The sequence below is a fragment of the Cryobacterium sp. TMT1-66-1 genome, assembly GCF_004403435.1.
GTDB lineage: Bacteria > Actinomycetota > Actinomycetes > Actinomycetales > Microbacteriaceae > Cryobacterium > Cryobacterium flavum.
Genome location: NZ_SOGP01000006.1, coordinates 259,531 through 281,127 on the forward strand (window position 1 = coordinate 259,531; position 21,597 = coordinate 281,127).

Genomic DNA, 21,597 nt, shown 5'->3' on the forward strand with positions numbered 1-21,597 from the left:
AGGGCGGCTCGTAGACTTCGATCATGGCAATACTTATCGACCAGCCTCGCTGGCCGGCGCACGGAACGGTGTGGGCACACCTCGTGAGCGACTCGAATCTGCACGAATTGCACGCTTTCGCCGCTCAGGCCGGTATTCCCCGGCGTGGCTTCGACCTCGACCACTACGACGTGCCTGAAGGCCGCTACGCGGACCTGGTGGCCGCCGGGGCCATGCCGGTGAGCTTTCGGGAGATGATCGTGCGGCTGCGCTCCAGCGGGCTGCGTGTGACCGCCCGGGAGCGGCGCGGACTGTAGCCTCGGCTACTGCCAGGTGGCATCGAAGCCGAGCACGCTGCGGCGCACCGCGCCGGTAGCCACGTTCACGAACAGGGTCGTTGCATCCGTTGCCTGAGCATTGACCGGGTATCCGTCAGAGCGCTCGGTCTCACGGTTCGGCACGATCTGCACGGCCAGGAACTGGTCGTTCGGCGAGAGCTCGAATCCAACAATGGTTTCGTCAGCGGATGCCGGCGCATAGACGGTGCGCGCCTCACCACCCTGCACCAGCGAGAGATATTGCCTGACCGAACCGGTAGCGGCGTCGAACTCGGCGACGCGCTGCACGTAGCTGTCGGAGTCCGTGCCGGCTCCCCCGGCAAGGAAGCGCAGCTCGGCGGTGTACTGGGTGGTGCCTTCCACGCTCTGCGGCACGATGGCGGACTCTGTGCCCTGCGACAGATCAAGCACGTACTGGCCGTCGCGGTCCGACACGGCGATGCGCACGCCGTCGGGCGCGAACGCGGTGAGGTTCGCGAATTGCCCGAGCGGTACCGATGGGTCGAATTCGGGTTCATTCTCGAGCGGGTTGCCGCCGGACTGGTTTAGCGGATTGATCAGCAGCAAGGTCGAATCGTATTGCTGTGCAACGATGTCGGCGCGATTGGCCATGAATCCCCAGGTCGTAACACTCAGCGGGCCACCCTCGAGGGCGGGGACCGCAGTGGCATTGTTGGTGCGCAGGTCGAGCACGAACAGCACGTTGTCGTAGTGCGGGCCTGCGGCATCCGCTGCGCTGGTGAAACGAAAACCGAGCAGGGACTGGCCGGGCGCGGCTTGCAGATCCTGCACGAGGCCGACACCGGGCAGGTTGAGAGCTTCGGCGGTACCGTCGGCATCAACGCGATAGAGCGCGTTGGCCAGATCGGGGTTCACCGTGACCACGGCGAGTTCGCTGCCCATCGGCACGAACTGCTGGATGTTCGCCGACTCGAAGGCCACCTCGGTGTCAGCCCTGCCGGTCGTGGTACGCAGGATGCGGTCCGTGCCGCGCGTGCCGGCTTCGGCGGCCGACGCCGCGCGACTGAGGTAGTACAGCGAGGGTTCGCTCGTACTGAAGGCTGCCCTGACGGTCGATTCTCGGTCGACGGCCGTGCCGGTAATGCCTTGCACGGAGACCGCGTAGTCGGTGTTGTAGGCGAGTGGCTGCGAGAAGGAGATCACGACGGAATTCGCGCTCGTGGTGACCTGAAAGGCTGCGGACGGCTCGATACTCACCTGCTCCGGGGTGATGTCGGTCAACTGACGGTTCGTCGCGAGCACGAGGCGCGCGTTTGCGGAAGAGACCACGGCGGTGGTGTCGACGTCGACGTCGGTGAGCCGGGGGCCGGTCAGCAGGTTGACGGCGACCAGGGCAACGCAGGCCGCGACCAGGCCGCCGACGAGTATCCAGAGGGTACGGCGGAATGGGCGGGTCGACCGTGCCGGGAGCGGTTGCCCGGTCAACAGGTCAGCAGAGGGGTCAGTAGACATAGGGGTCATTCGGCTGGTCTACGGGAAGGATCTCGACCGGGGTGATCGCGAGTGGATCGCTCGCTGATGCGCTCACGCTCAGCTCGAACCGGCCGGTGACCTGCACCCAGTCATCGACCTTGTACTCGGCCTGCCAGCCCGGCAGGTAGACCGGAACGCCGATCGGCTGGGCGTCGACCGCGCAACAGGTGACGACGAACCGGGCCACATAGAACACGTTATCGGGGTCTTTGGCGTCAGGCGTGACGAACCCGGTGACCTGAGCGGTTTTGTCGGCGTAGAAGGCCGGATCGGAGGATTGCGCGAGCAGGGAGACCCACTCGCGCACGCTGAGCTGCTCAAAGTCGCCGGTGCCGATGAGCGCCGCGGCCTGGTCGGCGTCGTCGTCGGTGCCGAGCCCGCCGGAATTGACCTCGCGCTGGGTTGCCGTGGCGCTGGTCAGGGTGGTCGGCGGGACCACGACCATGGCGACGCCAATGATCAGCAGCAGCCCGACTCCGACCCCGGTCAGAGTCGTTTGGACCCGACCGCTGCGTTCGACCTCAAAACCGCGTCGACGGGCGAACCCGGCGGCGACGAGCACAAGCCCGACCACGGCCATGGCGATCGTGAAAACGAAATAGCGAGGGTGGATGTAGAGGCCGAGCTGGCCGCTCAGGGCCAGCCACAGGGTCGCGACAACGACCACGAGGCTGAGCAGCACACCCTGCCAGCGCTCAGCCCAATAGCGGAGGGCGCCGGACAGCTTTCGGTCAGGCAACATAGTTCACCAGCAATCCGAGCGCGGCGCTCATGAGGCCCACCACGACCGTGATCTGCACCAGGGTGCGACTGGTGAAGGTCGTGCGCATGAGGGCGAGCATCTTGACGTCGATCAGGGCACCGAACACGAGGAACGCCACGATTCCGCCGGGCAGAAAGGTACTGCCGAACGACAGCACGAAGAACGCGTCAACGTTGGAGCAGACCGCCACGATGAAAGCCAGCGCCATCATGGCGAGCACCGACCAGACCGGGTTGCTGCCGAGCGCGAGCAGCACCGACCGCGGCACGAACACCTGGGTGAGGGCGGCTACGGCGGAGCCGATGAAGAGGGCCGGCATGATGACCGATGTTTCGCGAATGAAGATCTCGGTGGTCTGGCTGAACCGGCTCTCCCGGTGGTGTGCATGATCGTGCCCGCTCGTGGACCCGACCGCGCAGGCGGCCGCGAACCTGGTCGTCAGCAGGCTCTGCGGGTCGGGGTGCTTGCTGAACAGCCAGCCTACGACGTTGGCGATGAGGAATCCGCCGACCAGCCGCGCGACCAGAATGTGGCCGTCCCAGCCGAAGGCCTGGTGCGTGGTGATTATGGTGATCGGGTTGAGAATGGGCGCGGCGAGCAGAAAGGTGATCGATTCGGAGACGGTGAACCCACCGACCATGAATCCGCGGGCGAGCGGCACGTTGCCGCACTCGCAGACCGGAAAGAACATGCCGAGCAGCGAGATCGTGGCGCGCCGCAGAATGGGGTTGCGTGGCAGATGCCGGGCCAGAACGCCGTGCGGCAGCCAGACCTGCACGACCGCCGAGAGTAGGATGCCCAGAAACACGAACGGCACCGACTCGATGATGACGCTGATCGCCAGGGTCAGGGTGTCCTGCACCCGGTCGGGCAGTTGGAAATCGCTCAGCTGCTCGTCGACGAAGGCGGGCGAAAGCGCCCGCACGACGAAAACGGCGAGCACCACCAACACCCCCGCGGTGAGGCCGAGAGGCCATCGCCGCAGGAGAGGGAGCTGCCCGCCGATTGCGTTACCGTCTAACTTCTGTCTGGGCCTAGTCGCCGTGCGGCGGCTGGCTGGACGTCGACGCGGAGGTCGCCGAACCGGTTGCGGTCAAAATGGCCTGCCCGGCGGAACCGCCGGCGGTCGTGACGCGACGGCTGCGCGCGCGTCCCTGACCGGGAAGTTTCGGTTCCGGCAGCGAGTCGAGCACCGAATCCAGCAGCTGGTCGGTGACCTGCTTGCTGGGGCGCCGGGTGGTGCGTGTGGACTTCTTCACCGGAATGTCGAGGATGTCAACAGACTCCGATGTGTCGGGGGCGGGGGTCGGCACGATCGGTGTTGAAACGGTCGGCGCTCCGGCTGCGAGGGTGCTGCGCCCACCGCGGGTGCGGGGTGCGGTATCCGTTGCTTTCGTCGCGACGAACTGCTCAGTGACGGGGGCAGCGGATGCCTCGGGCTTGGCCTGCTGCGTGCTAGACAGTTCCGTGCCGGCCTGCTGCGTGCTAGACAGTTCCGTGCCGGCCTGCTGCGCGTTGGCCAGTTCCGTGCTGGCCTGGCGGGCGCGGGCCTGCTCGGACCGCGACTGCTGGGTGCGCCCGTTCTGGCCGCGCGACCGCGACTGCCGACCGCGTGAACGCTCGGTGCTCGCCGGTTCGGCGCCTGCCGGTCCGGCCTGCTCGGCGTTCGCCGTGTCGGCGTGCTCGGCGTCGACCGGTGCGGTGCCGACCTGCTCGGTACCGACCTGCACGGTGCCGGCCGAATCGGTGTGGGCAGATTCGGTCGTGACCGGCGCTATGGTCGCTGCGTCAGCATCCGCTTCCCTGCTTTCGGGCGGAATGATCGAGATCGAGCCGGTGCGGGTGATGGTGCGCGCGGCGATCAGTGCGAGAGCCTGTTTGGCGTCCTCGGTGATGCCGTGGGTGCCCTGGCCGCTCTTCGGCGCGTCAAAAGCGCTGTCGCGCTGACCCGAGTTGTGCCCGTTGTCCCGGTTACTGCCGGAGCCGCCAGTGCTGGAGGCGTTGCTGCCGCCACTGTTATTGGGGGCGGAGCTGCCGGCCTTGGCGCGCGGTCGGCGCTCCTGCGGCGGCTGCGCGGTCTGGCGGTGCTTGATCACCGGGTCGTGGTGCACGATGATGCCGCGACCTGCGCAGGCCTCGCAGTTTTCACTGAACGACTCCAGCAGGCCGAGGCCGAGCTTCTTACGGGTCATCTGCACGAGTCCGAGCGAGGTGACCTCGGCCACCTGGTGTTTGGTGCGGTCGCGGCTGAGGCACTCGATCAAGCGACGCGACACGAGGTCGCGGTTCGATTCGAGCACCATGTCGATGAAGTCGACCACGATGATGCCGCCAATGTCGCGCAGGCGCAGCTGGCGCACGATCTCCTCGGCCGCTTCGAGGTTGTTTTTGGTGACGGTCTCTTCGAGGTTGCCGCCGCTGCCGACGAACTTGCCGGTGTTGACGTCGACGACGGTCATGGCCTCGGTGCGGTCGATCACGAGGGATCCGCCGGACGGCAGCCAGACCTTGCGGTCGAGAGCCTTCTCGATCTGCTCCGAGATGCGGAACTCGTCGAACGCGTCGACCTCGCCCTCGTAGGTTTCAACGCGCTCGAGCAGGTCGGGAGCTACCTGGCTGAGGTAGGTCTCAATAGTGGCGCGCACGTCAGGGCCGGCCACGACCATCCGCTGGAAATCTTCGTTGAAAACATCGCGCACGATCTTGACCAGCAGGTCGGGCTCGCTGTGCAGCTCGGCGGGGGCCTGGGCCGATTCGACCTGCTCCGCGATGTGCGCCCACTGTTCGCGCAGTCGGTTGACGTCGACGGTGAGCTGCTCGTCGGTGGCGCCCTCGGCGGCGGTGCGCACGATGACTCCGACATTGTCGGGCAGAACCTCCTTGAGGATCTTCTTCAGGCGCGCACGCTCGGTGTCGGGGAGCTTACGGCTGATGCCGTTCATCGAACCGTTGGGCACGTAAACGAGGTAGCGGCCAGGCAGGGACACCTGGCTGGTGAGGCGGGCGCCCTTGTGACCGATCGGGTCTTTGGTGACCTGCACAAGGACCTTGTCGCCGGGCTTGAGGGCCAGCTCGATGCGGCGGGCCTGGTTGCTGCTGCCGGAGTTCTCGGCGGCAGCGTCCCAGTCGACCTCACCGGAGTAGAGCACGGCGTTGCGGCCGCGTCCGATGTCGACGAACGCGGCTTCCATGCTCGGGAGCACGTTCTGCACCCGGCCCAGGTAGACGTTGCCGATGAGCGAGGCGTCCTGATTCTTGGCCACGTAGTGCTCGACCAGCACGCCGTCTTCGAGGACGCCGATCTGGATCTTGTTGTGCTTGGCGCGCACAACCATGAGACGGTCGACGGACTCGCGGCGGGCGAGGAACTCGGCCTCGGTAATGACCGGGCGACGGCGCCCGGCATCACGGCCGTCGCGGCGACGCTGCTTCTTGGCTTCAAGCCGTGTGGATCCCTTGATGCGCTGGGGTTCGGTGATGAGCTCGGGTTCGCGCGGGGCGCGCACCTTGACGACGGTGTTGGCCGGGTCGTCGGTGCCTGAGCGGCTCTCGTCGCCGGTGCGACGACGGGCACGACGACGAACCGTCGTGGTTTCTTCTTCGTCGTCGTCGTCGTCGTCCTGGTGCGACTGGCGGATGCCGGTGCGCGCCGGCATCGGCAGGATCTCCGGCGCCTGGAACAGCAGGGAGAACGACCGGCGCACGGGTGCTGTCGCCTTGTCGTCGGCGGCGAGATCGGGCGTGACGTCGGTCATCTGCTGCGCTCCGGTGACGTTGTTGTACTCCGCGATGGTGACCCTGGCGGGCTCTGGCTCGGCGACGACCGGCGTTGCGGGTGCCTCGGCTGCTGGGGCGGCGGTCGACCGGGTGACCGGCGCCTTCCGGGTTGATTTGCGAGTGCCGAACAGGCTCTTGCGTTTCTTGTTTTCGTTGTCTTCCACCATCACTGGTGCGCTCCTTGACCGCTGTGGATGACCGCGCCACCCACCGGTTACTCTCTCGTGCGAGGTTGTCACCTTCGTGAAAACCCCGCGAATTTTTTACTGCGGCAACCGGCTTTGCCCCCCGGTCTTGGTCGAAACTGTGCTCGGGGACTGTGCTCTGGCTGCAAATACTTCGGATCGTGGGACCCTAATTCCGGGCGACTGTTGCCCAGGCAAGCTCTGTACTCATTAAGACTCATTAAGCTCAGTGGCGTCTGCTTGAGCGCGGCTCAACGACTACTCACGATTATCGCATGTAATCGCACAAAGCCGTGCAGCGCGAGTGGCATAATCACAAGAGTGCCAACGACAGAGCATTCTCAGCGTCCAACCGGCCTGGCTATTTTCCTGATCATCGCCGGGATCATCGCGTTTTCAGCGGCATTCGCGCTCACGCTCGACAAGCTCCACCTGCTGGAAGACAAGAACGCTCAACTGAGCTGCAGCTTCAGCGTTCTCATCGGCTGCGCGACCAATCTCGCCTCCCCACAGGGCGCCATCCTCGGCTTTCCGAACCCGCTGATCGGACTCGCCGCCTGGAGCGTGGTCATCACGATCGGCGTGGCCATTCTGGCCGGGGCCCGATTCGCCCGCTGGTTCTGGGTGGGCTTCAACATCGGTATGCTCGCCGCGATCATATTCGTGATCTGGTTGATCGGCCAGAGCATTTTCGTCCTCGATGTGCTGTGCCCATGGTGCATGGTGACTTGGGCGGTGACCATTCCGGCTTTTCTGGCCGTGACCCTCTACAACTTCAAGGTCGGGAACCTGCCGGGCGGGGCATCCGTTCGCCGGTTCGCCGGAGCCGCGTATTCCTGGATCTTCGTCATCACGATCGTCTGCTACATCGTGTTCTTCATCGTGGCGCAGGTCAACATGGACGTGCTCAACCGTCTTTAGTTGCACAACCAGAATGGCCCCGCCTCGAAAACGAGACGGGGCCTTTCGTGACGCTCTGGTTAGTCGAACCAGAGCGCGAGCTCGCGAGCGGCGGATTCGGGCGAATCGGAGCCATGCACGAGGTTCTGCTGAACCTTCGAACCCCAGTCACGACCGAGGTCACCGCGAATGGTGCCGGGAGCTGCAGTTGTCGGGTCGGTGGTACCGGCCAGGGCTCGGAAACCCTCGATGACGCGGTTGCCGGCAATGCGGAAGGCGACGATGGGGCCGCTTTCCATGAATTCGACGAGGGATTCGAAGAACGGCTTGCCCTCGTGCTCGGCGTAGTGCGCGGCCAGCAGCGAGCGGTCGGGTTCAACCAGCTTCAGGTCAACCAGGGAATAGCCCTTGGCCTCGATGCGGCGCAAAATCTCGCCGGTCAGGTTGCGGGCAACGCCGTCGGGCTTGACCAAGACGAGGGTTTCTTCGATCGGGGTGTTCATGCAATCTCCTTGGGTTGATCTGGATTCGTGTGATCTATTCGAGAGCCGGTGATCATGCAGTAGGCCCACATGGCGGCAAAGAGGGCGCCGACAAAAAACATGGCCGGGGTGACGAACCCGGTGGCGATGATGATCGCCTGCAGCGCCCAGCCGATCGGGTAGGACCATCTGTAGCGGAGCAGTCCGATCAGGCCGACCATGGCCAGCACGAGCAACACGCCTCCGATGATGACGGCCAGCGGCGAGACCGGTGTGGGTTCGGTCGCCACCGACACGAGACCCAGGGTGACGACGGCACCGAGAAAGACAACGATCGTCTCGAAGCCGAGCAAAATCGTGGCGAGCGACCGTTTCACCGAGCGCGGCCCCGACGACCGGCGAGACCGGCCTGCGCCGGACCTGCCTGCGCCAGACTCGTCAGCGCCGTCGGCCACGAGGCTCACTTCTCCATCCATTCCCCGGCGGCGGCGAGCGTGACCGCTTCGCCGACGAGTACGATCGAGCCGGTGACCAGCACAGCGCGTTTGGGCGCCTCGGCCGCCCACTCGCGGGCGCTCTCGAGCGCAGCGGCCAGATCGTCGAAGCGGAAGGTGACCTCGTCGCTGGTCCACTTGGCGATGTTGTCGGCCAGGTCGTCCATGCGCACGGCCCGCTCGGAGTGCGGCTCCGTGACGTAGAAGCGGTCGACCTGAGGGGCGAGCGCCGCGACGATGCCCTCGGCGTCCTTGTCGGCGAGGACTCCAACGACCACGGCGATCTCGTCGAAGTCGAAGTAGGCCTCGAGCGCGGCGGCGAGGGCCATCGCTCCGTGCGGGTTGTGCGCGGCATCCACGAGCACCGTCGGTTCGATGCCGACGAGTTGCAGGCGGCCGGGCGAGGTCGCCGTGGCGAGGCCCTCGGCGAGCAGGTCACCGACCAGGGCCTGGCTGCCAGCGCCGAGGAACGATTCGACGGCGGCGATGGCCACCGCGGCGTTTTGCGCCTGATGGGTACCGTAGAGCGGCAGGAACAATTCGGTGTATGTGCCGGCCAGACCGCGCACCGAGATGACCTGGCCGCCAACGGCCACGGTGCTCGAAAGCAGTTCAAAGCCTTCATTCTCGTGGGCCAGGGTCGACTCGCTCAGCTTTGCCGCACGATCCAGCTCGGCCTGCACGTCGGCGCTTTGCGCCGCGGAGACAACGGATGCTGCCGGCTTGATGATGCCGCTCTTGGTGCGGGCGATCTCGGCGACGGTGTTGCCAAGGCGCAGCGTGTGGTCGAGCGCGATCGGGGTGAACACCGCGACCTGGCCGTCGGCGACGTTGGTGGAATCCCACTCGCCGCCCATGCCGACCTCGATCACGGCCACGTCGACCGGCGCGTCGGCGAAGCAGGCGAAGGCCAGCACGGTCAGCGCTTCGAAGAAGGTCAGCGGGACATCCCCGGCAGCTTCGAGTTCTGTGTCGACGAGTTGCAGGTAGGGCTTGATATCGGCCCAGTTCGCGGCCAGGATCTGGTCGCTGATCGGTTCGCCGTCAATGACGATGCGCTCGTTCAGACGCACCAGGTGCGGGCTGGTCAGCAGGCCGGTGCGCAGCCCGTACGCCCGCACGATGCTCTCGACCAGGCGGCTCGTGCTGGTTTTACCGTTGGTGCCGGCCACGTGAATGATCGGATACGAGCCCTGCGGGTCGCCGAGAAAGTCGAGGGCACGCCGGGTGGGCGCCAGGCGCGGCTGCGGCTGGGCCTCCCCCACCCGCTGCAGAAGCTCGGCGAAGACGGCGTCTCCGGCTTCGCGGAAGGCGTCGAGCGGGGCCGGCTGATTCATCGGCTCCTCGTCGTCGCCGCGACCGGTGATGTTCTTCCAGTCAGCGGTGTCGTCAGTGGGATTGTCGTTGTCAGACAAGGATTGCTCCATTCACGCGTGCGACGGCCACGATGACGGCGCCCAGATTGACATAGTGGTCGGCTTCAAAGCGAACGTAGTGCTCGACGGGCGCACCGACCCGGGCTTCCAGCCACTCCGACGGGAGCTCGGCCGAGAATTCGCCGGTTGACGGGCGGTGCGTTGTGAAACTCGTGGCGAGAGTTTCCGCCGCGACGTCGACGCCGAGGGCGAGGTCGAAGCTGTCGGCATCCGCTTCGCTCTGAAAGACCAGATCGAGACGGATGCGGTCGCTCACCTGAAAACCGGCCGACTTGCGGGTGTCCTGCACGGCGCGAATCAGGTCGCGGGCGAACCCCTCAGCCTCGAGTTCAGGCGTGGTATTCGTGGCGAGCAGCGTGAATTCGCCGCCGGGCAGCAGGGCGAGTGCGGCTCCGCCGTCGTCGGCGTCACTGTTCGCCTCGAGGGTCAGGTCGTACTCGCTCGGTTCCAGGGCGATGCCGCCGGCCGTGACACGGCCGTCGGTCTCCCTCCAGTCGCCGGCGCGGGCGGCCTTGATGACCTGCTGCACCTGCTTGCCGAGGCGCGGACCGGCGGCGCGGGCATTCACGACGAGCTTGCTCGTGACTCCGTATGCGGCGGCACTGTCGTCTTCGAGCTCGATCAGGGTGACCGTCTTCACGTTGAGTTCGTCGCGCAGGATGCCGCTGAAGGCTCCGAGCGCCGCGGTGTTGCCGGTGACGACGGTGAGGTTGGTCAACGGCAGGCGCACGCGCAGGCCGGCCTGCTTGCGCAGCGAGAGCACGGTGCTGCTGATCAGGCGCACCTGGTCCATCGCCGTGACGAGGGTCTCGTCGGCGGGAAACAGGGTGGCGTCCGGCCAGTCTTCGAGGTGCACGCTGCGACCGCCGGTGAGGCCCTGCCAGATGCGCTCGGTGACGAGGGGCAGCAGCGGCGCGGTCACCCGGCAGACGGTTTCGAGCACGGTGTACAGGGTGTCGAAGGCTTCGTGCTCGGTGGCACCGAAAGCCGCGCCACCCCAGAACCGGTCGCGCGACCGGCGCACGTACCAGTTGGTGAGCACGTCGGCGAAGTCGCGCAGGCGCGCCGCGGCGACCGTGCTGTCGAGGGCTTCGAGGTCGGCCGTGACGCCCACGATCAGGTCCCGGGTCTTGGCCAGAAGGTAGCGGTCGAGCACGTCGGTCGAATCGGTGCGCCAGGTGGCCTCATAGCCGGTGGCACCGTCAGTACCCGAGGCGTTCGCGTACAGGGTGAAGAAGTAGTACGTGCTCCAGAGCGGCAGCATGACCTGGCGAGCACCCTCTCGAATGCCTTCCTCGGTGACGACCAGGTTGCCACCGCGCAGTACCGGCGAGCTCATCAGGAACCAGCGCATGGCGTCGGCGCCGTCGCGGTCGAAGACCTCATTGACGTCGGGATAGTTGCGCAGCGACTTCGACATCTTCTGGCCGTCGTTGCCGAGCACGATGCCGTGGCTGACCACGTTCTTGAAGGCCGGCCGGTCGAACAGGGCGGTGGAGAGCACGTGCAGCAGGTAGAACCAGCCGCGAGTCTGTCCGATGTACTCCACGATGAAGTCGGCCGGGTTGTGCGCTTCGAACCATTCCCGATTCTCGAACGGGTAGTGCACCTGGGCGAACGGCATCGATCCGGAGTCGAACCAGACGTCGAGCACGTCCGTGATGCGGCGCATCGTCGACTGGCCGGTGGGGTCGTCTGGGTTCGGACGGGTCAGTTCGTCGATGTAAGGGCGGTGCAGGTCGGTGGGGCGCACCCCGAAATCGGCGGCCAACTCGTCGAGCGAGCCGTAGACATCCGTTCGGGGGTAATCGGGGTTGTCGCTCTTCCAGACCGGGATCGGTGAGCCCCAGTAACGGTTGCGGCTGATCGACCAGTCGCGGGCGTTGCCGATCCACTTGCCGAACTGGCCGTCCTTCACGTTCTCGGGTACCCAGTTCACCTGTTGGTTGAGCTCGACCATGCGCGGGCGAAAGTCGGTGACGCGCACGAACCAGCTCGAGACGGCCTTATAGATGAGCGGGTTGCGGCAGCGCCAGCAGTGCGGGTAGGAGTGCTCGTAGCTGGCCTGGCGCAGCAGCCGGCCGTTGGCCTTGAGCAGCGCGGTGAGCGGCTTGTTGGCGTCGCTCCAGAGCGCTCCGGCGACGTCGGGAACGTCGCTGAGGAACTTGCCGCCGTCGTCGAGCGAGAGGATCACCGGGATGCCGGCGGCCTCACCGATCTTCTGGTCCTCCTCGCCGTAAGCGGGAGCCTGGTGCACGATGCCGGTACCGTCGCTCGTGGTGACGTAGTCGGCCACGAGGATGCGCCACGCATTCTGCGTGCCCCAGACCGACTCGTCGGCGTAGTAATCGAACAGGCGGTCGTAGCTGACGCCCTCGAGCTCGCTGCCGATAATTGTGCGCGACACGGCAGCGGATGCCTCGGCGGCACTCTCGTAGCCCAGGTCCTTCGCGTAGTTGCCGACCAGATCGATGGCGATGAGGTATTCGGCACCGAGCACAGTCGCTGCGGTATCGGTGCCTTCGCGCAGCACCTCGGCGTCGGGCGTGCCGTTCGGGCCGGCCGGAACGACGGCGTAGACAATCTCGGGGCCAACGGCGAGCGCGAAGTTCGTCGGCAGGGTCCACGGGGTCGTGGTCCAGGCCAGGGCGCGCACGGCGGTGAGGCCGAGCGTCTCCGCCTTGGCGCCGATCAGCGGGAAGGTCACGGTGACGGTCTGGTCCTGGCGCATCTTGTAGACGTCGTCGTCCATGCGCAGTTCGTGGTTGGACAGCGGGGTCTGGTCGCGCCAGCAGTACGGCAGCACTCGGTAGCCCTCGTAGGCGAGGCCCTTGGTGTGCAGCTGTTTGAACGCCCAGATTACCGATTCCATGAAGGTGATGTCGAGGGTCTTGTAGTCGTTCTTGAAGTCAACCCAGCGGGCCTGGCGGGTGACGTACTCTTCCCAGTCTTTGGTGTATTCCAGCACCGACTCGCGGGCGACCGCGTTGAACGCGGCGAGGCCCATCTCTTCGATCTGGCTTTTGTCCGTGATGCCGAGTTTGCGCTCCGCCTCCAACTCAGCGGGAAGACCGTGGGTGTCCCAGCCGAACCGGCGGTGCACCTGCTTGCCGCGCATGGTCTGAAAACGGGGGAACAGGTCCTTGGCGTAGCCGGTGAGCAGGTGGCCGTAGTGCGGCAGACCGTTGGCGAACGGCGGGCCGTCGTAGAAGGTCCATTCCTCGGCGCCGGCGCGTTGGTCGATGGAGGCCTGAAAGGTGTCGTCGTTCTTCCAGAATTCCAGCACCTCGGTCTCGAGGGCCGGAAAATTCGGCGACGGAACGATGGCTTCGCCGGGTGTGGCACCGTTTTGGGTATTGCGGCTCTTGGGGTACAAAATGCTTCTCCTACCGGGACGGGTCACTGGGCCCTGCTCCACGAGGACGAACGATTCTGGAGAAATCGCCGCGGTACCACCTCGCTTGCCACCCGAAACTGCCGGATGACCGCTTGTTCACAGGCTGTAACGGGCCCGACTCGTTCGGTTCTACTGAGCTGGCTGCCCGAGGGCTTCCAGCTGTTCTTCCGAAGACTTCCCGGTGATGGCCGGGTCACTGTCATTCGTTTTAATCGTACCGGATGAATGCTCGTGACTGATATGTCGGCAGAAGAACGGATGCGCATAATGACTCTCCCCCGTTGGCCCGACGTAGCCTAACGTTGAGGGGTGCCCCGCAAGGCATACCTGTGAACGCAAACTCGGCGCGCATCCGCCGGGAAAAGAGATTCTTCATGCCCCTTCGGCACCCCTGGCGCATCCGTCGTCTGCTCGCCGCCACCACCGGCATCATTGCCCTGGGCTTGCTCGTCGCCGGCTGCACCCCGGCCGGCTCGAACGAACCGGTCGGGGAACCGAAAACCGGCGGCACGCTCACCTATGCCTCGGGCGACGCCGAACCGACCTGCCTCGACCCGCACGTCGGCGGCAACTTTCCTCAGGCGCTGGTCAGCGCCCAATACCTGGAATCCCTCGTTTCCCGGGACACCGCCGGCACGATCATCCCCTGGCTGGCCGAGTCCTGGATCCCGAGCAAGGACGGCCTGACCTGGGACTTCACCCTGCGCTCTGACGTGACCTTCACCGACGGAACCGTGTTCGACGCGGCGGCCGTGCAGGCCAATATCGCCCACCTGCAAGACCCGACAACCTTGTCGTCGACCGGCTATCTCGGGCTCGGTAAGGTCACCGGCACCGAAGCGGTCTCCCCCACCGTGGTGCGCTTCACCCTCAGCGAACCGGACAGCGCCCTGCTGGAATCGCTCTCCCAGACCTGGCTCGCCATGGAATCGCCGACCGCACTCGAGCGCAGCCAGGACGAGAACTGCGCGAGCCCGGTCGGCACCGGCCCGTTCCTCGTGGACAGCTGGGTGAAGCAGAACGCGATCACCCTCGTGCGCAATGACGACTACGTCTCCCCACCAGCGGATGCCGCCCACGCCGGCCCCGCCTACCTCGACAAGGTCATCTGGCGGTTCATCCCCGACTCCGCCTCCCGCTACGCCGCCCTGCAGTCCGGTGAGGTCGACGTGATCGACAACGCCCAGCCCGACACCATCGTGCAGGCGAAGCAGAGCGATTCGATCGAGCAGCTCGACTCTCCGCGACCCGGTGCCTCCAACCGCATTGAACTGAACTCGGGTCAGGCCCCCTTCAACGATGTGCGCGTTCGTGAGGCGTTCATCCGCTCAGCCAACGTCGACGACGCCGTCTCGAGCCTCTTCCAGGGCACCGCCACCCGGTCGTATTCGGCCCTGTCGAGCGCAGAGAGCACCGCCGTGTCGAACCCCGCACTGTTCGACTACGACCCGGCCGCCGCCGTTACGCTGCTCCAGGCGGCCGGCTGGGGCGAAACGGATGCCGACGGCTACCGCATCAAAGACGGCGTGCGGCTGAGCGTGCAGTTTCCGGTGAGCACGAACCAGTCGATCCCGGCCGAGCAGAGCGTGTTCGAACAGATTCAGGCCACGGCGAAGGAGACCGGCTTCGAGGTCAAGCTGGCCCCGATGGACCTCTCGAGCTGGTACGCCGCCCTTGCCAGTAACGACTATGACGCGGTGAGCGCGCCGTACACCAAGGTCGGCCCCGACGTGCTGCGCATTCTGTACCACTCCGCCAGTATCGTGCCGGCGCCGAGCGGGTACTTCGCCAACCTGGCCCAGGTCAATGACCCCGCCATCGACGAGCTGCTGACGACCGCGGCGCGCACCACGGATGCCGCCGAGCGCGCCTCGCTCTACGCCGACGCCCAGAACCGCATTCTGGAGGGTTTCTACATCTTGCCGCTCTACGACCAGCAGAACCACTACCTGCTGCGCAGCGATGTCATAGGCTTGCGCACCCTGCCGACCGTGGCCGTGCCCACGCTCTACGACACGTGGCTGAACCGGTAGCGCCGCCCGATCGGCCCGGGGCGGGGTCGGTTCGACCGGCCTCTGGCAGCGCTCCCGGTCGACGCCGGGCCGTGCTGCGGATGCCTGTGCTGCGCCTGCTGAGGCGCGTGCTCGCCCGCCTGGGCGGAGCGGTCTTCGTGCTGTGGGCGGTGGCATCCGTCACCTTCTTCGCGGTGCGCCTCATTCCGGGCGACCCGGCCCAGGCCGTGCTCGGCGGCCCCGGATCGCAGGCTTCCCCGGAAGCCCTCGCCGCGGTCAACGCCGAGTACGGCTTTGACCAGCCCGTGATCGTGCAGTATTTCGCCCAGCTCGGCCGGCTCGCAACCGGCGACCTGGGCCGGTCCTACGCCCTCAACCAGGACGTCGGGTCGCTCATGCTGAGCCAGCTCGGCGGCACCCTGCTGCTGGCCGTGCTCGCTCTGGCCCTGGCCTGGCTGCTCGCCCTCGCCCTGGCGACCTGGTCTACCCTAAGCGGCCGGATCGCCTCCCGGGTGGGGTCGGCGCTCGAAATCGTCGCGGCAGCGCTGCCGCATTTCTGGCTGGCCACCTCGCTCATCGTCGTGTTCAGCATCTGGCTCGGCGTGCTGCCGCCGATCAGCACCGGCGGCGCCCTCGGCCTGGTGCTGCCGGTACTCACCCTGGCCATACCGCTGGCCGGATTTCTCGGCCAGATCATGCGCGAATCCCTGCTCCGCGCCCTGGAGAGCCCGTTCGTGCTCTCGGCCCGCGCCCGCGGCGAAAGCGAGAGCGGCGTGCGCTGGATCCACGCGCTACGCCACGCCTCCCTGCCCGCGATCAGCCTGTCCGGCTGGGCCTTCGGCTCGTTGATCAGCGGCGCGGTCGTGGTCGAAACCATTTTCGCTCGCCCCGGCCTCGGCCGCACCCTGCTGAACGCGGTCACCCTGCGTGACGTTCCCGTGGTGATCGGCGTCGTGATGATCGTCGCGGTCGCCTACATTCTCATGACCCTGCTGACGGATGCCGTCAGTCGCCTGGTCGATCCCCGATTGCGCCTCTCATGAGCGACCTGGAGGTGCAGGTCGGGCTGGCCGCGCAGGCCGGCCAGCCCGACCGGGCGGCACAGTCTGGTCGACGACGACGCTTCGGCGTCGCCGAGACAGCGGCCGCAGTGCTCGCCCTGTTCCTGCTGGCATCGGCCGTGGTGCCGCAGCTGCTCGCCCCGGGCGACCCGCTCGGCATCGACCCACTTTCGGCCTTTCAGCCGCCTTCCGGCGCGCACGGCTTCGGCACCGATGAATCGGGTCGAGACATCTACACCCGGGTCGTTCACGGCACCCAGTACTCGCTCCTGATCGGCGCCGCCGCCACCGCGATCGGATTGGGGCTCGGCATCGTGCTGGGCACCCTGGCCGGAATGCTCGGCCGCGTCGTTGACTTCACCGTGAACCGAGTTCTCGAGGTGCTGTTCGCTTTTCCCGGACTGCTCCTGGCCCTGCTGTTCATCCTGATCTTCGGCCCCGGCGTGGCGACCGCCACGATCGCCGTCGGGCTGTCGACCGCGCCCGGGTATGCCCGCATTATTCGGGCCCAGCTGATCTCGGTGCGCTCCGCTGCCTTCGTCGAGGCCGCGACCGTGCTCGGACGCACCCGCTGGCAGATTCTGCTGCGCCACATCCTGCCGAACACCCTTGCTCCCCTGTTCGTGCTCGCGACCCTCGGCATCGGCCAGGCCATCGTCTGGGCTGCCACTCTCAGCTACCTCGGGCTCGGAGCCGAACCGCCGACCGCGGAATGGGGCGCCATGCTCTCGGCCGGACGCACCTACATCACGTCGGCCTGGTGGATGAGCTTCTTTCCCGGTCTCTTCATCGTGCTGACCGCCGTCACCGCCACTGTGCTCGGCCGCAGCATCGACCGTCGAATGAGGCACGCATGAGCGAGGCAGACACGAGCGCGGCACGCCGGAACGGCGACACACCTCGGAGTGAGCGCGCCGCCGCGTTGTCCGTACGTAATCTGCGGGTGGGATTCGGCGCAGCCGCACCGGTTGTCCGGGGCGTATCCTTCGATATCGCGCCGGGCGAGTGCCTCGCCATCGTCGGCGAATCCGGCTCGGGAAAGAGCGTGACCGCCCGCAGCCTGCTCGGTCTGGCCGGTGCGAACGCCCGGGTCAGCGCCGACCGGCTCGAGCTCGGCGGCCACAGCGTGCTCGGCCTGACCGAGCCTGCCTGGCAGGCCCGTCGCGGCAAGGACGTCGGACTGGTGCTGCAGGATGCCCTGGTCTCGCTCGACCCGCTGCGACCGATCGGCCGGGAGATCGCCGACTCCCTCCGTCTGCACACCGGTCTCGGCGCCTCCGCGCGGGCAGAGCGGGTGCTCGAGTTGCTCGACGCCGTCGGTCTGCCAGACCCCGAGTTGCAGGTGCAGAAGCTCTCCGGGCAGCTTTCCGGCGGGGAACGCCAACGCGCCCTGATTGCCGCGGCGATAGCGCTGAGCCCGCCGCTGCTCATTGCCGACGAACCGACGACGGCCCTCGATGTGACCGTTCAGGCCCAGATCCTGGCGCTGCTCGAGCAGATCACCGGTGCCGGCACCGCCGTGCTGCTGATCAGTCATGACCTCGCCGTGGTCAGCCGCATCGCGCACCGGGTGGCAGTCCTGCACGATGGCGTGCTGGTGGAGACCGGCCGTACCGAGCGGGTTTTGGGGTGGCCCGAGCAGGAACAGACCCGGCGCATGGTCGCCGCGATCCCCGCCGACAAGCCGCGCGGCACGAGGCTGAGCGAGGCCGACACCCCGAACATTCCCGATACCGCGATCGACTCTGTTCAAAAGACTCCCGCCGACAACACCGTCGTGCTCGAAGCCATCGGCCTGTCCAAGAGTTTTCGACACCCCGACGGTACCCGGCAGCTCGCCGTGGATACGGTCTCGTTCGCCCTGCCCCGCGGCAGCACCCTCGGAATTGTGGGCGAATCCGGCTCCGGCAAGACCACGACGGCGCGACTTCTGCTCGCGCTCCTCACGCCGGAGCACGGCGAGGTTCGGGTGTTCGGCCAGCCCTGGAGCACGGCCCGCGAGAAGACGCGGCGTGCTCTGCGCCCCGGCGTTGGGGCGATCTATCAGGATGCCCTCGGCTCGTTCGATCCGCGCTGGAGCGTCGCCGAGATCCTCAGTGACGCCCTGAGCCTTGGCCGACAGCGCCGCACGCCGCAGACGACGGCGCGGCTCGCGACCCTGCTCGACGAGGTCGGCCTCGCCGCCACGGTGCTGCTCCGACGTCCGCTCGAGCTCTCCGGCGGGCAGCGGCAGCGGGTCGGTATCGCCCGTGCCCTGGCCGGGAAACCCCAGATTCTCATCTGCGACGAACCGGTCTCCTCGCTCGACGTGACCGTGCAGGCCCAGGTGCTCGACCTGCTCGACGACGTCCAGCGGGAACGCGGGCTCAGCCTCGTCTTCATCTCACACGACCTCGGTGTCGTGGCGCACGTCAGCGATCAGATCGCGGTCATGCGTGCGGGCCGCATCGTGGAGCTCGGTCCAGCGCTGCGCGTGTTTGCCGAGCCGCAGCATCCGTATTCAGCACAGCTGCTCGCCGCCGTGCCCCGCTTGTCGGCCTGATCCCACGCCGACAAGCCGTACCGGAAGCCCCCGTTCGGGGAAAAAGAACCGATCAGGTAGATTAGATGGGCACACGAGGCACCTCACCATCGACACGGTGCCGAATACCGAACCGGAGAAGTATGACCAACACCGATCGCGCCCCCGCATCCAACGTTCCCGAAAAGCCCGCCCTCGAAGGGCTCGAAGCCAAGTGGGAATCCCGCTGGGGCACCGATGGAACCTACCGCTTCGCCCGGGAGAACGCCACCCGCGAAACGATCTACTCGATCGACACTCCCCCGCCGACCGCTTCCGGTTCGCTGCACATCGGGCACGTGTTCTCCTACACCCACACCGACGTCGTCGCCCGGTTCCAGCGGATGCGCGGCAAGAACGTCTTCTACCCGATGGGCTGGGACGACAACGGCCTGCCCACCGAGAGGCGCGTGCAGAACTACTACGGCGTGCGCTGCGACCCATCGCTTGGCTACACCGAGAACTTCGTGCCGCCGTTCGAGGGTGGCGACGGCAAGAGCACCAAGGCTGCCGATCAGCTGCCCATCAGCCGCCGCAACTTCATCGAGCTGTGCGAAACCCTCACCAAAGAAGATGAGAAGCAGTTCGAAGCCCTCTGGCGCACCCTCGGTCTGAGTGTCGACTGGACCCAGACCTACCGCACCATCGGCCCGGAAGCCCTGTTCACCTCACAGCTCGCCTTTCTCGGCAACGTCGAACGAGGCGAGGCCTACCAGGCCATGGCGCCAACGCTCTGGGACGTCACCTTTCGCACCGCGGTGGCCCAGGCCGAACTCGAAGACAAAGACATGCCGGCCGCATACCACCGGGTGTCGTTCGCAAAGCCCGACGGAACGACGATCGAGATCGAGACGACCCGTCCCGAACTGATGCCGGCCTGCGTGGCCCTGGTGGCGCATCCGGATGACGAACGCTACAAGCACCTGTTCGGCACCACGGTGACGACCCCCGTGTTCGGTGTCGAAGTTCCGGTGCTCGCCCACCACCTCGCCCAGAAGGACAAGGGGTCAGGCATCGCCATGATCTGCACCTTCGGCGATGTAACCGACGTGGTCTGGTGGCGCGAGCTCGACCTGCCCAATCGCGCGATCATGGGCTTCGACGGCCGAATCATTGCCGACGTGCCAGAGGCGATCACCTCCGAAGCCGGGCGTGCAGCGTATGCGCAACTCGCTGGCAAGACCGTGTTCGGCGCCAAGGCCGCCGTGGTCGAGCTGTTGAAAGCCAGCGGCGACCTGATCGGTGACCCGAAACCGATCGTGCACGCCGTGAAGTTCTTCGAAAAGGGCGACAAGCCGCTCGAAATCGTTTCCACCCGGCAGTGGTATATCCGCAACGGTGCTCGCGACGAGAAGCTGCGTTCGCGCCTGCTCGAGCACGGCACCGAGCTGGCCTGGCACCCCGAATTCATGAAGGTGCGCTACGAGAACTGGGTCAACGGTCTCACCGGCGACTGGCTCGTCTCCCGCCAGCGTTTCTTCGGCGTGCCGCTGCCGGTCTGGTACCCGCTCGACGAGGGCGCCAACCCCGTCTTCGAGCAGCCGATCGTCGCCACCCGCGACCTGCTGCCGGTGGACCCGTCATCGGATGCCGCACCCGGTTACACCGAAAGCCAGCGCGGCCAGGCCGGCGGCTTCGTCGGTGAGGTCGACGTCATGGACACCTGGGCCACCTCCTCGCTCACCCCGCAGCTCGCCGGCGGCTGGGAACGCGACCCGGAGCTGTTCGAGCTGGTCTTCCCGTACTCGCTTCGCCCGCAGGGCCAGGACATCATTCGCACTTGGTTGTTCTCCACCCTGCTGCGCGCCGAGCAGCAGCACGGCACGTCCCCATGGCAGCACGCCGCGCTCAGCGGCTTCATCGTGGACCCCGACCGCAAGAAGATGTCGAAGTCGAAGGGCAACGTGGTCACCCCGGCCGACATGCTCGAAACGCACGGCTCCGACGCGGTGCGCTATTGGGCGGCATCCTCTCGCCTAGGCACCGACGCGGCCTTCGACCCGCAGAACCCGACGCAGATCAAGATCGGCCGACGCCTGGCCATCAAGATTCTCAACGCGAGCAAGTTCGTCTCCATGTCTGCCGGCAGCATCGACGCCCCGATCACCGAGCCGGTCGACCAGAGCATGCTCGCCGGCCTCACCGCCGTAGTCGCCCAGGCCACGACCGCGTTCGAGAACTACGACCACGCGCGCGCCCTGGAAACCACGGAAAGTTTCTTCTGGACCTTCTGCGACGACTACCTCGAGCTGGTGAAGGAACGCGCCTACGGCGAGCCCGGCCCGGCGCAGGCATCCGCTGTTGCCGCGCTGCGCACCGCGCTGGCCACCCTGCTGCGCCTGTTCGCACCGTTTGTTCCGTTCGCGACCGAAGAGGCGTGGTCGTGGTCGAACGCGGGCTCGGTGCACACCGCTCCGTGGCCGATCGCGGCCGACCTGCTCGGCAGCGACGAGGTCGCCACCGGCAACATCGCCCTGCTTGATTTGGCCAGCCGGGCGCTGACCGGCATCCGTCGTGCCAAGACTGATGCGAAAGCGTCGCAGAAGTCCGAGGTGGATTCCGCAGTAATATGCGGTGCACCCGCCGAGATCGCACTGCTCACCCTGGCCGCCGCTGATCTCAAAGCGGTCGGTCGGATTCAAGAACTAACCTTTGTCGACGGCAGCGAACTCGCTGTGACCGATATCGTGTTCGCCACCGTGTTGGAAAGCTAGGAGAC

15 protein-coding genes are annotated in these 21,597 nt (G+C 66.5%); 7 read left to right on the forward strand and 8 right to left on the reverse strand.

The features are described from left to right. Positions 1-23 precede the first annotated feature (23 nt). Positions 24-296 carry a DUF4031 domain-containing protein gene (locus tag E3T29_RS03660; RefSeq protein ID WP_134344091.1) on the forward strand — a complete coding sequence of 91 codons (273 nt, stop codon included), beginning with the start codon at positions 24-26 and terminating at the stop codon, positions 294-296. A gap of 6 nt (positions 297-302) precedes the next feature. Here the strand turns inward: E3T29_RS03660 and E3T29_RS03665 are convergent, their stop codons facing one another. From E3T29_RS03665 to E3T29_RS03680, 4 genes are all read right to left on the reverse strand, one after another. Next, positions 303-1,790, reverse strand: coding sequence for a hypothetical protein (locus tag E3T29_RS03665; RefSeq protein WP_134344092.1), 1,488 nt, complete (start codon positions 1,788-1,790; stop codon positions 303-305). After that, the gene (locus E3T29_RS03670) at positions 1,780-2,553 is read right to left on the reverse strand and encodes a TIGR03943 family protein (protein ID WP_134344093.1); all 774 of its coding nucleotides are present in this window, start codon (positions 2,551-2,553) and stop codon (positions 1,780-1,782) included. The genes E3T29_RS03665 and E3T29_RS03670 overlap by 11 nt, the downstream gene beginning before the upstream one ends. Then, complete coding sequence (locus tag E3T29_RS03675) at positions 2,543-3,520, reverse strand: permease (protein ID WP_241983127.1); 978 nt, start codon at positions 3,518-3,520, stop codon at positions 2,543-2,545. The genes E3T29_RS03670 and E3T29_RS03675 overlap by 11 nt, the downstream gene beginning before the upstream one ends. Before the next feature lie 88 nt (positions 3,521-3,608). Then, positions 3,609-6,518, reverse strand: coding sequence for an Rne/Rng family ribonuclease (locus E3T29_RS03680; protein ID WP_134344418.1), 2,910 nt, complete (start codon positions 6,516-6,518; stop codon positions 3,609-3,611). Positions 6,519-6,857: 339 nt separating this feature from the next. Here E3T29_RS03680 and E3T29_RS03685 point away from each other — a divergent pair, with 339 nt between their 5' ends. After that, the gene (locus tag E3T29_RS03685) at positions 6,858-7,457 is read left to right on the forward strand and encodes a vitamin K epoxide reductase family protein (RefSeq protein WP_241987614.1); all 600 of its coding nucleotides are present in this window, start codon (positions 6,858-6,860) and stop codon (positions 7,455-7,457) included. Positions 7,458-7,516: 59 nt separating this feature from the next. On the opposite strand, the gene ndk is transcribed toward E3T29_RS03685, so the two are convergent. From ndk to ileS, 4 genes are all read right to left on the reverse strand, one after another. After that, positions 7,517-7,939, reverse strand: a complete 423-nt coding sequence (ndk, locus tag E3T29_RS03690; protein ID WP_134344095.1) for a nucleoside-diphosphate kinase — start codon at positions 7,937-7,939, stop codon at positions 7,517-7,519. Then, positions 7,936-8,382 carry a DUF4233 domain-containing protein gene (locus E3T29_RS03695; RefSeq protein WP_241987615.1) on the reverse strand — a complete coding sequence of 149 codons (447 nt, stop codon included), beginning with the start codon at positions 8,380-8,382 and terminating at the stop codon, positions 7,936-7,938. The genes ndk and E3T29_RS03695 overlap by 4 nt, the downstream gene beginning before the upstream one ends. Beyond that, on the reverse strand, positions 8,379-9,749 hold the full coding sequence (locus tag E3T29_RS03700; protein ID WP_134344420.1) for a folylpolyglutamate synthase/dihydrofolate synthase family protein: 1,371 nt from the start codon (positions 9,747-9,749) through the stop codon (positions 8,379-8,381). The genes E3T29_RS03695 and E3T29_RS03700 overlap by 4 nt, the downstream gene beginning before the upstream one ends. A 70-nt stretch (positions 9,750-9,819) precedes the next feature. After that, positions 9,820-13,227 carry an isoleucine--tRNA ligase gene (gene ileS / locus E3T29_RS03705; RefSeq protein ID WP_134344422.1) on the reverse strand — a complete coding sequence of 1,136 codons (3,408 nt, stop codon included), beginning with the start codon at positions 13,225-13,227 and terminating at the stop codon, positions 9,820-9,822. Positions 13,228-13,619: 392 nt separating this feature from the next. Here ileS and E3T29_RS03710 point away from each other — a divergent pair, with 392 nt between their 5' ends. The 5 genes from E3T29_RS03710 to valS all read left to right on the forward strand — a co-directional run bounded on the left by E3T29_RS03710 (position 13,620) and on the right by valS (position 21,592). Further along, a complete protein-coding gene (locus tag E3T29_RS03710) occupies positions 13,620-15,278 on the forward strand; it encodes an ABC transporter substrate-binding protein (RefSeq protein WP_134344097.1) in 1,659 nt (552 codons plus the stop codon). A gap of 80 nt (positions 15,279-15,358) precedes the next feature. Next, on the forward strand, positions 15,359-16,300 hold the full coding sequence (locus E3T29_RS03715) for an ABC transporter permease (RefSeq protein WP_134344424.1): 942 nt from the start codon (positions 15,359-15,361) through the stop codon (positions 16,298-16,300). After that, on the forward strand, positions 16,297-17,175 hold the full coding sequence (locus E3T29_RS19970; protein ID WP_092339957.1) for an ABC transporter permease: 879 nt from the start codon (positions 16,297-16,299) through the stop codon (positions 17,173-17,175). Before E3T29_RS03715 ends, E3T29_RS19970 begins: the two co-directional genes overlap by 4 nt. Further along, a complete protein-coding gene (locus tag E3T29_RS03725) occupies positions 17,172-18,860 on the forward strand; it encodes an ABC transporter ATP-binding protein (protein ID WP_198417709.1) in 1,689 nt (562 codons plus the stop codon). Before E3T29_RS19970 ends, E3T29_RS03725 begins: the two co-directional genes overlap by 4 nt. A 122-nt stretch (positions 18,861-18,982) precedes the next feature. Then, positions 18,983-21,592 (forward strand): valine--tRNA ligase, encoded by a 2,610-nt coding sequence (valS, locus tag E3T29_RS03730; protein WP_134344099.1) that lies wholly within the window; start codon positions 18,983-18,985, stop codon positions 21,590-21,592. Positions 21,593-21,597 lie beyond the last annotated feature (5 nt).